The sequence below is a fragment of the Brevundimonas sp. NPDC055812 genome (genome assembly GCF_053616535.1).
Genome location: NZ_JBSHDX010000002.1, coordinates 457,530 through 469,225, shown reverse-complemented (window position 1 = coordinate 469,225; position 11,696 = coordinate 457,530). Strand labels below are relative to the sequence as shown.

Annotated in this window: 16 protein-coding genes; 8 read left to right on the top strand and 8 right to left on the bottom strand. The window is 64.4% G+C overall.

Annotated elements, in window-relative coordinates; all coding sequences use genetic code 11:
• Nucleotides 1-33: 33 nt before the first annotated feature.
• Genes ACWGL1_RS05310 through ACWGL1_RS05300 form a run of 3 tightly spaced genes read left to right on the top strand, consistent with a single transcriptional unit; the run spans nucleotide 34 to nucleotide 678 of the window.
• Nucleotides 34-210, top strand: a complete 177-nt coding sequence (locus ACWGL1_RS05310; RefSeq protein ID WP_452111367.1) for a hypothetical protein — start codon at nucleotides 34-36, stop codon at nucleotides 208-210.
• On the top strand, nucleotides 207-371 hold the full coding sequence (locus ACWGL1_RS05305; RefSeq protein ID WP_452111366.1) for a hypothetical protein: 165 nt from the start codon (nucleotides 207-209) through the stop codon (nucleotides 369-371). The genes ACWGL1_RS05310 and ACWGL1_RS05305 overlap by 4 nt, the downstream gene beginning before the upstream one ends.
• A 34-nt stretch (nucleotides 372-405) precedes the next feature.
• Nucleotides 406-678 (top strand): hypothetical protein, encoded by a 273-nt coding sequence (locus ACWGL1_RS05300; RefSeq protein ID WP_343829361.1) that lies wholly within the window; start codon nucleotides 406-408, stop codon nucleotides 676-678.
• Between the two features lie 181 nt (nucleotides 679-859).
• On the opposite strand, the gene ACWGL1_RS05295 is transcribed toward ACWGL1_RS05300, so the two are convergent.
• Nucleotides 860-1,243: a hypothetical protein gene (locus ACWGL1_RS05295; RefSeq protein ID WP_452111365.1), complete on the bottom strand. Its 384-nt coding sequence runs from the start codon at nucleotides 1,241-1,243 to the stop codon at nucleotides 860-862.
• A 111-nt stretch (nucleotides 1,244-1,354) separates the two neighbouring features.
• On the opposite strand from ACWGL1_RS05295, the gene ACWGL1_RS05290 reads away from it, so the two are divergent.
• Nucleotides 1,355-1,531: a DUF1328 domain-containing protein gene (locus tag ACWGL1_RS05290; protein ID WP_200165181.1), complete on the top strand. Its 177-nt coding sequence runs from the start codon at nucleotides 1,355-1,357 to the stop codon at nucleotides 1,529-1,531.
• A gap of 159 nt (nucleotides 1,532-1,690) precedes the next feature.
• On the opposite strand, the gene ACWGL1_RS05285 is transcribed toward ACWGL1_RS05290, so the two are convergent.
• Complete coding sequence (locus ACWGL1_RS05285; protein ID WP_200165182.1) at nucleotides 1,691-1,900, bottom strand: cold-shock protein; 210 nt, start codon at nucleotides 1,898-1,900, stop codon at nucleotides 1,691-1,693.
• Between the two features lie 1,305 nt (nucleotides 1,901-3,205).
• Here ACWGL1_RS05285 and ACWGL1_RS05280 point away from each other — a divergent pair.
• Both ACWGL1_RS05280 and ACWGL1_RS05275 read left to right on the top strand, forming a co-directional pair.
• Nucleotides 3,206-3,733: a DUF421 domain-containing protein gene (locus tag ACWGL1_RS05280; protein WP_452111364.1), complete on the top strand. Its 528-nt coding sequence runs from the start codon at nucleotides 3,206-3,208 to the stop codon at nucleotides 3,731-3,733.
• 82 nt (nucleotides 3,734-3,815) lie between these two features.
• Complete coding sequence (locus ACWGL1_RS05275; RefSeq protein WP_343829357.1) at nucleotides 3,816-4,049, top strand: hypothetical protein; 234 nt, start codon at nucleotides 3,816-3,818, stop codon at nucleotides 4,047-4,049.
• A 51-nt stretch (nucleotides 4,050-4,100) separates the two neighbouring features.
• Here ACWGL1_RS05275 and ACWGL1_RS05270 read toward each other — a convergent pair whose 3' ends face one another.
• The 6 genes from ACWGL1_RS05270 to ACWGL1_RS05245 form a co-directional block, all read right to left on the bottom strand.
• A complete protein-coding gene (locus tag ACWGL1_RS05270) occupies nucleotides 4,101-4,424 on the bottom strand; it encodes a hypothetical protein (protein WP_253107941.1) in 324 nt (107 codons plus the stop codon).
• A 131-nt stretch (nucleotides 4,425-4,555) separates the two neighbouring features.
• Nucleotides 4,556-4,798: a hypothetical protein gene (locus ACWGL1_RS05265; RefSeq protein ID WP_269298577.1), complete on the bottom strand. Its 243-nt coding sequence runs from the start codon at nucleotides 4,796-4,798 to the stop codon at nucleotides 4,556-4,558.
• Between the two features lie 179 nt (nucleotides 4,799-4,977).
• Nucleotides 4,978-5,319, bottom strand: coding sequence for a nuclear transport factor 2 family protein (locus ACWGL1_RS05260; RefSeq protein ID WP_269298575.1), 342 nt, complete (start codon nucleotides 5,317-5,319; stop codon nucleotides 4,978-4,980).
• Nucleotides 5,320-5,379: 60 nt separating this feature from the next.
• Nucleotides 5,380-8,595, bottom strand: coding sequence for an error-prone DNA polymerase (locus tag ACWGL1_RS05255; protein WP_452111363.1), 3,216 nt, complete (start codon nucleotides 8,593-8,595; stop codon nucleotides 5,380-5,382).
• Nucleotides 8,592-10,052 (bottom strand): DUF6504 family protein, encoded by a 1,461-nt coding sequence (locus ACWGL1_RS05250; RefSeq protein WP_452111362.1) that lies wholly within the window; start codon nucleotides 10,050-10,052, stop codon nucleotides 8,592-8,594. The genes ACWGL1_RS05255 and ACWGL1_RS05250 overlap by 4 nt, the downstream gene beginning before the upstream one ends.
• Nucleotides 10,027-10,785 (bottom strand): ImuA family protein, encoded by a 759-nt coding sequence (locus tag ACWGL1_RS05245; RefSeq protein WP_346522888.1) that lies wholly within the window; start codon nucleotides 10,783-10,785, stop codon nucleotides 10,027-10,029. Before ACWGL1_RS05245 ends, ACWGL1_RS05250 begins: the two co-directional genes overlap by 26 nt.
• A gap of 144 nt (nucleotides 10,786-10,929) precedes the next feature.
• On the opposite strand from ACWGL1_RS05245, the gene ACWGL1_RS05240 reads away from it, so the two are divergent.
• Complete coding sequence (locus ACWGL1_RS05240) at nucleotides 10,930-11,148, top strand: hypervirulence associated TUDOR domain-containing protein (protein ID WP_346522887.1); 219 nt, start codon at nucleotides 10,930-10,932, stop codon at nucleotides 11,146-11,148.
• Entirely contained in the window at nucleotides 11,145-11,690 is a 546-nt protein-coding gene (locus ACWGL1_RS05235) for a DUF488 domain-containing protein (RefSeq protein ID WP_346522886.1), read from the top strand. The genes ACWGL1_RS05240 and ACWGL1_RS05235 overlap by 4 nt, the downstream gene beginning before the upstream one ends.
• Nucleotides 11,691-11,696: the final 6 nt, after the last annotated feature.

Sequence of the window (11,696 nt, the reverse complement as noted above, 5' to 3'; positions counted from 1 at the left end):
AAAGTTCGCCTTTGAGTCAAAAGCCGTACTGGAATGGGCTCCCGGGCCCCAGGCCCCGACGTCGCGCCACACCACGACCGCCAGATCGTCCTCTTGCCGCCGGGCGCTGGCGTCCACTGGCTGGACGTCAGCGCGGCTGAAGACCTCATGCTGCAGCCCTGCCCGGCCGGATCGCTGACGGTGCAGAAAGTCTGGCCGGAATCGCCATGACAGCCGAGACCGATCTGCACAAGGCGGCCCGCTTCGAAGCCGAGGCCCGTGACCTTCACCGCCGATCGCGCGCGGCGGCCAACCTGCCCGCGTCCATCATCCTGCGCTTTCGGGCGCTGTGGAAGGAAGAGGCGGCGCGCCTGCTGCGGCGCCAACGCTAGGCCCCGACAGGGCGACTCAGCTACACGCGGAGCCATGACGCCCGACGAACTGAACGACACTCTCGACGCTATGGCCGCAGCGGCTGGCGATGACCCCAACCTTCTGCCGGGCCTGATCACGGTCGAGACTGACCACTGGGTCAACGTGCTGTCTGCTGTGCGGGCCAAGTGCACGGCTCTGCACGACGGCCTGCGCCATCGGGACATCGTCATCCACGTCGGATCGCAGCAGGAAACCAAGGTGCTGACCAGAGCCGAGGCAGGCGATCGAGGCGAACCCTATCGAGATCTTCTGCCGGCGGGTTGAGCGCCACTCCGCCGCCAGGATAACAGCGGAGGGCGCTCGTCTCCCCGGAGCGCCGCACGGGGCCAGCAAGCGCGACGCTGTGTGCCAACCGGCCCCGCGCGGAAGAGTTCCGTCCGCGGGAACCGTCTATCGCCTCCCGAGCTTTATCGGCTCGCTCAGGAGGTCGATCATGGTCGTCAGTTCACGCGCCCCCCTGCGCGATCAGGCCGGAGTGAAACTCGTTCGGATAGAGCGCCTGGCCAAGCAGCAGCGCAAGATTTCCTTTCGTCTCTCGTCGCATCGGGACGGCAGCAAGCGCCTGATCATGGATGAGGCAGAGACGCACCGCGCATTCGCGCGCGAAGTCGCCGCCTCCCTTCAGGACCCCGTCGTCCTCGCTCTGATCGAGCGCGGCGTCCTGCAGAACTGAAAACCCCTCGCCGGCGCTTGGGGCATCCGGCGAGGGGCTCGGCGGTTCTACAGAGGGCAGCCCCGAGGATGGGGTAGGCTGCGAAAGGCCAACTGGCGGGCGCTTGCCGGGTTCCAAATGATCGCCAATGGACGTCGCTGCAAAGTCGAATAGCACGGTTCCAGCCCCTCGGAACGCTCAAGCCTCCGATACGTTGGCCGACGGGTGGAGCGATCGAGGCGGAGGCGTCGACGTTCACGCCGTCATCAACACGCCAGAGGACCATCCATGCTTCGTTGGGCCATCATCTTCTTCATCATCGCCCTGGTCGCCGCCGTGCTCGGCTTCGGCGGCATCTCGGGCATGTCGTTCGAGATCGCGAAATTCATCGCCATCATCGCCGTCATTCTGTTCGTCGTCTCGCTAGTTGTGGGCGGCATGCGCGGCCGTGGGCCGCGTATCTGACGCGTCATTTCTAGAGCGCGTAAAGGCCCGGCCGCCGGTCGGGCCTTCTTGCTGCCGGCGCCTCACAGCCTCCGGGAAGTCAAAGCGTCTCTAGAAACGAGAAAGCCCGCCCTCCTAAGAGAGCGAGCCTCAATAGCGCCGTTAAACTGGCGCGTTCGCTTAAACGACCTGCAGCTGACCTGCCGAAGTCTTACCCGAGCGCTGGTCGCGCTCGAGTTCATACGACAGCGCTTGGCCTTCGTTCAGGCCGCTGAGGCCAGCACGCTCGACAGCCGAGACGTGGACGAAGACGTCGCCGCCGCCAGCGTCAGGAGCGATAAAACCGAAACCCTTGGTAGGATTGTACCATTTGATAATGCCAGTAGCCATTTCCATGACCTCCGAGAAAGATTGCCCTGAGGAAAAGGTCCTGAGAGCTGTCGGGTCTAAGGAAACGGAAATCTCGATGCGTCGCAAAGAAATAGGGCGTTACGCAGAGATATCGACATCCAGACGGTGAGCTACAAAGACGGGACAAGCAAGGGTAAATATTATTTGGTTCGAGTTGAGCGCTCTACCAGATTTAATATCGAGCAATTACAGGGCGCTTCTGGAGCGCACAGAAGTTTATCACCTGCGGCTTCACAATGGTGCTACGCGTACTGTTCGCTGGCTACCGCCAACGGAGATCACGGACCAATGGATCATCGGAGGCTGACTGCGGCTGAAAAGCGCCTCGTAATCGCCGCCGCGTTTGGGGGTGTGATCGCACTGGCCGTAATCATCTGGGCCGTTCTGACGATCATTGCAGGCGGTGCTGATTAATTTCTTGTGGGCCTTGCGCTTGTAACACTGGCTCCCACTTAAGCTACGAGCCTCGGCTCATTAGGCCCGTCTGAGTCCCAATGTGGCAGACGGGTTTTCTTATGCTCGTCAGCCAGGCTTTGGCGGCAACTCGGCGGCGCGTTAATTGGGGCGGGCCTTCCGGCTTCACTTCAATGCGCGAGTGATAGACGCGAGCTCTTTCTCGCCCCGCGCTTCCGCCGCAAGCCTCAAGCCTCAAGCCTCATGCGAGCCTTATAAGCCTTGATTTCCTTTGCTGCGTGATTTCGAGCCTGCTCCTCAGTTATTGTTGTACATGCGCCAAGAGGTTTCACCGGTCGACCATCCAGCTTTATCAACTTCCGCAGCTTCATCTGAAACTGCCCGAGAGTTGTTTCGCGACCTGGATGGGCGTGTCGGTCATTCGATATCCTCCGAGCGGCGCAGCGACGCGATCACCTGTTGGAGTTGGCGGATCTCGCCTTCCTTCTGCTCCGCCTTCTCCAGAGCGGCGTCTCGTTCCTGTCGTAAAGATCAGCAGTGAGCTTCCTGACCTGGGCGTCGAGCGCCACCGCGCGGTCATGCGCAGCGGCGAGGTCGGCCTGCCTATCCGGCGACGCCCCACAAGGACTGCATGGTTACGGTTGAATCTCCTGAATCTACACCGCCCCTTTGCTGAGGGTGCGATTAGGCACACAGCCAACCCTAAACCGCGCGCTGCGTTGTGAAGCTATCGGCTTAACTGCAAGGACGCGGAAAGATGAAAGCCCCCCCCATCTTGCGGACCTGAGTGCTCTGCCCAAGCTGGCGACTGTCCCGCCTAAAATACGCTTACGAAAGGTAGAAGCTCTCGGCGTCACGCTTATCGCAGCCGTGGTTTTCCTCGGAGCTGTCGGCGTCATCGAGCCGGAGGAAAGCAACGGTCTGGATTTGATCGTGCGGGTCACGATCATATTCGTCGCTCTAACAGCGGGGTTTCGGTTCCTTGGCAAGCGTGAGCTTAGCCAGATGTCGCCGTTCGAGATCGTCACGCTTCTGATGATAGCCGAGATCGTATCGCCGTCCCTGACGGCTGGCGACGAGTCTATCCCAGGAGCCTTGGTCGGGGCCGCTACCCTTCTGTTCCTGACCTTTATCGACTCGGTGATGACCTACCGGCTGAAATGGTTTCAAACCGTCAGCGAGGCGCTGCCTGCGATCGTGATCAATAGGGGCAGGCTCGTCGAAGATGCTTTGCACAAGGATCGCATCAGAACGGACGAAATCCTGTCGGAAATGCGCAAGGCCGGGATCGAGCGGCTGGATATGATCAAATGGGGCGTGCTGGAGCCCGATGGCCGGCTATCGTTCGTTCGATACGACGGGGAAGACACAGGTGCAGAAGAGCCATTGGTTAGCTAGGCTAGAGTTTGGAACCTAAGGGGCAGCCTGCTGGAACGGGATCGGCGCCCACCGCTTGGTTAAGGGCAACCCTAGAGAGGATATGACCATGACCGACGTCCCGCCAAACGACCCAAACTCTCGCGGCCCCGCCGATAAAGACAGCCTCCAGGAGCAAGCCAGACGCGAGACCGACGAAGCTGAGCGCCGGGAACGGGAGCCCGATCCCAGCGTCACTACGCCTCAACCGGATGAGAACCCCGACCAGCGCCGAAAGCTGGAGGAGGAAGCGGCGAAAGCTCCACCGGCGACGCCGCCGATCGCTAACCCAGACTGATCAACCGAGGTTCAGTCGGACGGCGGCCCGGGCAGAGCCGCCGTCCAAGCTTCAGTTCCTGCCCTGCACGATGTCGCGGTTAGCCGCCCTGGTCTTGGGGCCCTGAGAATCCATGGCCTCGGTACGGTCGGGCCGGTTCGCGTGATTGGCGCCCTGCTGAACGGCTTCTCCGTCCAAGGCCTCCCCTTCGTCCATATAGTCGGACACCTCGCCGGCGGCGGGCGGGGCTAGCGAGCTGTCGGAAACATCCGATGCCGCGTAGGAGCGAGGTTCTTCTTTGCGGTCCTGATCTGTCGCCTGGTCGCGTGGAGCCGCCGGATCGGTCGCGGCATTCTGAGCGGTCGCGCTGGACGATGACGTGTTCTGGTGTGGCATGTCTTGCTCCTTCGTTGTGTCTATCGAAAGACGCGCGACGCTCTCTGTTCCATACTGCTCAGGCTAGGTGACCTCTTCATTCAATTGGAAACGGCGGCCCCGGATGGAGCCGCCGTTCTTCTGTCGAGCTCCTACTCCGGACGACCGGTCGCTGGCGCGCGCTCTTGGCTGAGATCCACGTGCGCTGGGTTCGGCGTCAGATCGAGCATCGCGCCGGTTCCCGCATCGATTCCGGCGCCAAGGATGCCCCCGACGAGGACGTTTCCGGCCATGGCGACGCCGCCACCGGTGGAAACCTTGTTGGTCACGGTCACAGTCGCCAGCTGATACCCCTCCAGCGTTGAGGTCGCCACGAACTCCGACTTGCGCGGCATCTTGATGGCGATACCGTCACTCTTCGCGGGACAACCCAAAGCGGACCTTTCGACCCACCGCAATGAGTCGCAAGCCGTAGTGAAATAGACTCCCGAGTCCGATCCAGGCCCGCACTCGCGATTTGCTGCAAAACGTACAGGCTCCTGGGCTTGGTCGCGACAACGCGCTACGAGAAACATCAAGCCTCGACGGTTTGCTGATGCTGGATGATAAGCCAACGACCTTCGGAGAGGAGGTAAGTGGACGTGCAGACGCAGCGGTAGGTAGGAGCTTCTGGTCGATCAGCCGCCGCGCGATAGCCAATAACAATAAGGTCGGCGCTCGCTTGGGCGATTGTGTAGTCGCTGGGTGTGACCTCGCGCCAACGCGGTCCGGTGATGCTATCGATGACAGTCTCAGCGTCCAGGATTCCAACCTCGGCGAAGGCCATCAGGCAGCGCGGATGCAGGAGCGCTGCGTAGGTTTCGCGACCGCCGAGCCAGAGGCTTTTCTCAAGCGTCCAGATTTCGTCAAACGTCATGCCGTGCTCTCTTATTCTGAGGAACGCCTCGGATCCGTTGTCGATCCTAACGTCGCGGGACTAGCGAAAATCCCGCGGCTTGATACGCAGACCCCTGCCCTCGCGCGCATCGAAGCCGCTCGATCCGTGATGGAACTCGTCGCCACGTCCCTGCGGCAACGGGAAAGCGTCATCCTTCTCGCCGATCCGGCCCAGCCGGTCCGACAGGTCGAAGAGTTTCGCGGCAACGAGGTGAACGACGTCGCCTTCGCGTTGGACGCACCCCTGCACGGCGATCATGCTCGAGCCGAGTATCACGCGGCGGTGCTTCTCGTAGATGTCGGGCCAGACGACCAGATTGGCCACTCCAGTCTCATCCTCGATGGTGATGAACATGACGCCCTTCGCGGACCCCGGCTTCTGGCGCACCAGCACCAGACCCGCGATCTTGGTGAGGCGGCCGTCGCGCGTCCCCTGAGCCTGGGCGCAGGTGACGATGGCTTCGCCGGCCAGTTCGTCGCGCAGGAAGGCGACCGGATGGCGACGAAGCGAAAGACCGACATGCTGATAGTCCTCTACGACCTCCCTGCCCGCGGTCATCGCTTTCAGCGCCACCGCCTCCTCGTTGATCTCAGGCGGCGGCCGTCCATCGTCGCCGGCCGCCGCCGCGAACAAGGGCAAGGGCTCGTCGCGCAGCGCCTGGATCGCCCATAGCGCCTCGCGCCGCGCCAGACCGAAGGCCGCGCGGAAACCATCCGCCTCCGCCAGCCGCACCAACGCGGACACCTTGGCGTCCGAGCGCCGCCATACATCGTCGATGTCGGCGTAAGGGCGATCCCTGCCCGCCACGAGCGCCGCCCCGTCCGAATTGGCCAGCCCTGTGACCATGCGCAGGCCGAGCCGGACAGCGAAGGCGCCCGGGCGGTCCGTGGACTCAAGCGTACAATCCCAGCGCGAAGCGTTGACGCAGACGGGTCGCACCTCGACGCCATGCTCACGCGCGTCGCGAACGATCTGAGCCGGGGCGTAGAAGCCCATCGGCTGCGCGTTGAGAAGGGCCGCGCAAAAGACGTCGGGGTGCCAGCATTTAAGCCATGACGAGGCGTAGGCGATGAGTGCGAACGATGCGGCATGGCTTTCCGGAAATCCGTAGGAGCCGAAGCCTTCGAGCTGGCTGAACGTCCTGGTGGCGAACTCCTCGGTATAGCCGCGCGCCACCATGCCCTGGATCAGCTTGCCTCCGAAGGCCGATACGCCGCCGGTGTGCTTGAACGTCGCCATTGCGCGGCGCAGTTGATCCGCCTCGCCGGGGGTGAAGCCGGCGCATTCGATGGCGACGCGCATCGCCTGTTCCTGAAACAGGGGCACGCCGAGCGTCTTGCCCAGCACCCGCTCCAGTTCGGGCGTCGGATAGTCGACGGGTTCGCGTCCCTCGCGCCGCCGCAGGTAGGGATGGACCATGTCGCCCTGGATCGGACCGGGCCGGACGATCGCCACCTCGATGACGAGGTCATAGAAGGTGCGCGGCTTCATGCGGGGCAGCATCGCCATCTGCGCCCGGCTCTCAATCTGGAAGACTCCGAGGGTATCGGCCTTCCGGATCATCGCATAGGTGCGCGGGTCCTCCGCCGGGATGGTCGCGAGATCGAGGTCGACGCCCTTGTGCTCGCGAAGGAGATCGAACCCCCGGCGCATGCACGAGAGCATCCCCAGCGCCAGCACGTCGACCTTCATGAACTTCAGCGCGTCGATATCGTCCTTGTCCCATTCGATCACCTGTCGGTCTTCCATCGCGGCGGGTTCAATCGGGACCAGTTCGTCCAGGCGGTCCTCTGTCAGGACGAAGCCGCCGGGATGCTGCGACAGGTGGCGCGGCGCGCCGATCAGTTCGCGCGCGAGTTCGAGAGTCAGCCGCAATCGGCGGTCGGCCATATTGAGATTGAGTTCGCTCGCAAGCTTCTCGCCCGCCCCCTCGGTCGCCCAATGGCCGAGTTGCTTCGACAGGAGGCCGATCATGTCTTCGGGCAGGCCTAGCGCCTTGCCGACGTCGCGTAGCGCGCCCTTGGCGCGATAACGGATCACGGTCGAACAGAGGGCGGCGCGGTGACGGCCGTAAGTTTCATAAACCCACTGGATCACCTCCTCGCGCCGCTCATGCTCGAAGTCGACGTCGATGTCCGGGGGCTCCTTGCGTTCCTGGCTGACGAAGCGCTCGAACAGCAGGTCGTTACGGCCTGGATCGATCGAGGTGACGCCCAACACGAAGCAGACGGCGGAGTTGGCCGCCGATCCGCGCCCCTGGCAGAGGATGCCGAGCTTGCGCGCCTGCCGGACGATGGCGTCCACCGTCAGGAAATAGGGTGCATAGTCGAGGCTGGCGATCAGGGTCAGCTCATGACGAAGGGTCGCGGCGACCTCGCCCGGGAGGCCCTCGGGATAGCGCTCGGCTGCGCCTTCCCAGGTCCGTTTCTCCAAGGTCGCCTGCGCCGACAGACCGTGCTCGACCACCTCATGCGGATATTGATAGGCGAGTTCATCCAGGCTGAAGCGGCACCGCTCCGCGACCTCAACGCTGCGGGCGACGGCTTCGGGCCACAGGCGGAACAGCCGGGCCATTTCCTCGGGCGGTTTCAAATAGCGGTCGGCGTGGCGATTGCGGACGAAACCGGCGTCGTCGATCGTCACGCCCTCGCGGATGCAGGTCACGACGTCCTGCAGGACGCGGCGATAGGGATGGTGAAACAGGACATCGTTGGTCGCCACGGGCGGCACGCGCGCCGCCGACGCCAGATTGGAGAGGCCGTGCAGGCGAAGATAGTCTCGCGGCCGCCGACGCAAGGTCAGGGCGCAATAGGCGCGGTCGCCGAAGAGATCGGCGAGCCTTCGCAGCCGCCGCGCCGTCAGGTCATCGGCCTCGTCTGGAACCAGGACGGCGATCAGACCCTCGTTCCATGCGGCGACGTCGTCCCAATGGAGTTCGCATTTCGCCTTACCCGCACGACCCTTGCCGAGGCTGAGCAAACGGCACAGCCGGGCGTAGGCGGGCCGATCGGTGGGATAGACCAGAAGCTCGGTCCCGTCGATGAGCACCAGCCGAGCGCCGACGATCAGGCGCACGCCGGTCGCCTTGGCCGCTTCGTGGGCGCGCACAATCCCCGCAAGCGAGTTGCGATCGGTGATCGCCAGCGCCTCGATCCCCAGCACGGCGGCCTGGCTGAAAAGCTCATCGGCCGACGAGGCGCCGCGCAGAAAGGAGAAATGCGAGGCGCATTGCAGTTCGGCATAGCGCGCGCTCATCCGAACAGCCCGTGCAAAAACCAGCGGTGCGAGCCCGTATGCGGGTCCTCGCCGTCGCCGGCCCGGTAGAGCCAGAAGCGCTCGCCCGCTTCATCCTCGACCTGGAAATAATCGCGCACCGCCTCCAGTTCGGCGTCGCGCGTCCACCATTCACCGAAGATCCGCTCCGGACCATCGGCGCGCATCACCCGTCGCCGCTCGCCGCGCCAGGTGAAGGCGGCGGGCGGATGGTCGGGCAGCAGCGCCATAGCTTCGACCAGCTCGGGCGGGTCGAGCAGCCGCGAGGGCCGCGGCCAGTCGACAGGCCAGGTGCGCCCATCCGCCGGAGCCAGAGGGGCAAGGCGGCTCAGGCAGCGCTCGGGCACATCGCTCTCGCGCGGGGCGAGGCGATATAGGCGGTCCGCACCGATGCGGTTGGCGAGGGTGTCGATCAGTTCGGAGACATCGGCGGGAGCGGCTTCGACCAGGCTCGATGCGCCCGCCCGGTAGTGCAGCGGTTCGGCCACGGCGGCCGTCAGCGTCATGCGCTCGATTCCGAACCCCGGCGCTACGGTCTCGATCTTGTCGCAGAGGAGCCGGGTCAGGCGCCGGACGTCGCGCACCGGCTTGGCAGTCCCGATGCGGACCGCCTCGACCCGATTGTCGACGCGGTGAAACAGCAGGTCGAGCTTGCGCGCCCCGAGCCGCTTTTCCTCCAGCGCCTCGCAAAGCTGGACGACCAGCTTGCCGGTGTAGCGCGCCAGGGTCTCCGGCGCGCCGATCGGCTCGGCGAAATCACGCACGACCCGCACCAACTCCGCAGCCGTCATCAATTCGAACGGCTCTTCGACGCGGCCATAGGCCTGATCGAGCCGCCGCCCGACCTCGGGTCCGAACCGAAGGGCGAGCGGCGCGCGCGGCGCGGCGGCCAATTCGCCGATATGGTCAAAACCGAGCCGACGCAGAGCCTCAAGGATAACGGACGTCAGGCGCAGCGCGGCGATCGGCAAAGGGCTCAGCCGGTCCGCGACCTCATCGTCAGCGACCACGCTGGCTCCACCGCCGAACCGCGCGAGCGCATGGGCCGCGCCGTAGGAGGGTGCGACGACCGCCCGCGCGTGGATGCCCGCCGAGGCGAGCCGTCCGGTCAAGTCGTCGAGCAAGGCCGCCTCACCGCCCTTAAGGTGAGAGGCCCCAGCAATGTCGATCATCAGGCCGTCGGGCGGATCGGGCGCGACGATCGGCGCATAGCGCCGCAGCACCCACAGCGCGAGCCTGTCCAGCGCGCGATCATCGGCCTCCCGGTCGGCGTCCATCACGGTCAACTCCGCGACCAGAGCCTGAGCCTTCGCTACCGCCATGCCAGGATGGAGTCCGAGTCCCTGAGCGGCCGCATCGGCCGCCAGCACCATGCGTTTGCGGCCGTCGCGACCGACGAGCACGAGCGGCGCGTCAGGCGGCGGCGCGGATGCGCCCATCGACCGGCGCAACCGATCGGTCGGCCAAGTCGGCAGGGAGAGCGAGACGACCCTTCTCATCACAGGCTTCCAGGACAAAATCCGCGCATTCGCCGGCGCGGGACCGGATCAACTCGACCAGCCAGCGGGGGCGGCCGACACCCGGTACAGGCAGGGGTTCCGAAGGCAGGGCCGAGACTCGCCAGCGCGTGACGGCCGCGGTCGGCTGGCCGAAATCGCTGGCGTCTGACTGTCTGCGCCAGCGGCGCACCGCCAAACCCGGCACGCCCGACGCTTCCGCCGCAAGCTGCAAACGCCGCGAGGCGGTCATCGGCAGTTTGGACAGCTCAGCGACGACGCCGGCGAGGCCGCCGTGACGCAAGCCTTCTTCGAAACAGGCGAGCATGGCCTTGTCGTCGCCGATCTCGGCGTAGATCACCCTGTCAGGATGAAGCCCTGCTTGGGCCAGCGCCGGCGCGAAGAGGTCGCGCTGGCTTACGCACCACAGGACCGGCCCCTCCAAGCGAGCCATGATCCCCGCGGCGAACAGCGCCGCCGCCGCGCCGTTAAGCGCGCCTGCTCCGCCGCCAGCGACTTCGTGCAGCGCGCCCAGCGAGAGCCCGCCGCCAGGCAGCCGGCGATCCACCGCCTCGATCCCGAACGGCAACACCCCGCGGTCCCGCTTCTCGCTCGTCTCGATCCGACGAATGCGAGTGCGTAGCGCATCGAGAAGGGGTTTCGAGGGCGATGACATAGACTCCAAATTCTGCCGCGAGCTAAAATGTTCCCTTTCTGTTCTACTCGCGAGCGTCAAGAGTCAACACGGATCGCAGGGGGGCCGCCGAAAATGGGGGGAACGAAATCGGCAAAGCCTGATTGTCCTTTTAGGAGATCAGGAATGGCCAAGACTTTCGACGTCGGCGATCACGTCAGCTGGAACTCCGAGGCGGGGCGCGTGTCGGGCCGGATCATCAAAATTCACACCCGCGACTTTGATTACAAAGGCCACACGCATCGCGCGTCGGAAGCCGCTCCCCACGAGATCAGGAGCGACAAGACGAATCACATCGCCGCCCATAAGGGCAGCGCTCTGGATCATGTGCGACACGACGCGTGACGCTGCCGTTCTACACGATCGGACACTCCAACCGGAGTTTTGAGGATTTCGTCGCCCTGCTGCAGGAGGCGCATGTCGAACGGGTGGTGGACGTCAGGAAGATTCCGATGTCCCGAACCCATCCTCAGTTCAACAAGACAACGCTTCCGGACGTCTTGGCGGATTTTCAGATTTCTTACGAACATAGCGCCGCCCTGGGCGGTCGACGCGGGCGGGTGAAAGACGTGCCCGCGGACGTGAACGCCTATTGGGAAAACAAGAGCTTCCACAACTATGCCGACTACGCCCTCTCACACGAGTTTCGTGACGGGCTCGAACGACTGATCGAGGCCGGCCGCCAGCAGCGCTGCGCAATCATGTGCTCCGAAGCGGTCTGGTGGCGATGTCACCGCAGGCTCATCGCCGACAATCTACTCGCGCGCGGCGAGCCGGTTCTACACATCATGGGACGCGGTCGTCTGGAACCGGCTCGGCTGACAGGCGGGGCCGTAATTGGTTTGGACGAGACCGTCACCTATCCCGCTCCGATGAGCATGGACTAGGCCTGC

Bases quoted from the DNA above. Each gene is read 5' to 3' on its own strand.
- ACWGL1_RS05310 (WP_452111367.1), top strand. From the start codon at position 34: ATGGGCTCCCGGGCCCCAGGCCCCGACGTCGCGCCACACCACGACCGC.
- ACWGL1_RS05305 (WP_452111366.1), top strand. From the start codon at position 207: ATGACAGCCGAGACCGATCTGCACAAGGCGGCCCGCTTCGAAGCCGAG.
- ACWGL1_RS05300 (WP_343829361.1), top strand. From the start codon at position 406: ATGACGCCCGACGAACTGAACGACACTCTCGACGCTATGGCCGCAGCG.
- ACWGL1_RS05290 (WP_200165181.1), top strand. From the start codon at position 1,355: ATGCTTCGTTGGGCCATCATCTTCTTCATCATCGCCCTGGTCGCCGCC.
- ACWGL1_RS05285 (WP_200165182.1), bottom strand. From the start codon at position 1,900: ATGGCTACTGGCATTATCAAATGGTACAATCCTACCAAGGGTTTCGGT.
- ACWGL1_RS05275 (WP_343829357.1), top strand. From the start codon at position 3,816: ATGACCATGACCGACGTCCCGCCAAACGACCCAAACTCTCGCGGCCCC.
- ACWGL1_RS05270 (WP_253107941.1), bottom strand. From the start codon at position 4,424: ATGCCACACCAGAACACGTCATCGTCCAGCGCGACCGCTCAGAATGCC.
- ACWGL1_RS05265 (WP_269298577.1), bottom strand. From the start codon at position 4,798: ATGCCGCGCAAGTCGGAGTTCGTGGCGACCTCAACGCTGGAGGGGTAT.
- ACWGL1_RS05260 (WP_269298575.1), bottom strand. From the start codon at position 5,319: ATGACGTTTGACGAAATCTGGACGCTTGAGAAAAGCCTCTGGCTCGGC.
- ACWGL1_RS05255 (WP_452111363.1), bottom strand. From the start codon at position 8,595: ATGAGCGCGCGCTATGCCGAACTGCAATGCGCCTCGCATTTCTCCTTT.
- ACWGL1_RS05250 (WP_452111362.1), bottom strand. From the start codon at position 10,052: ATGGGCGCATCCGCGCCGCCGCCTGACGCGCCGCTCGTGCTCGTCGGT.
- ACWGL1_RS05245 (WP_346522888.1), bottom strand. From the start codon at position 10,785: ATGTCATCGCCCTCGAAACCCCTTCTCGATGCGCTACGCACTCGCATT.
- ACWGL1_RS05240 (WP_346522887.1), top strand. From the start codon at position 10,930: ATGGCCAAGACTTTCGACGTCGGCGATCACGTCAGCTGGAACTCCGAG.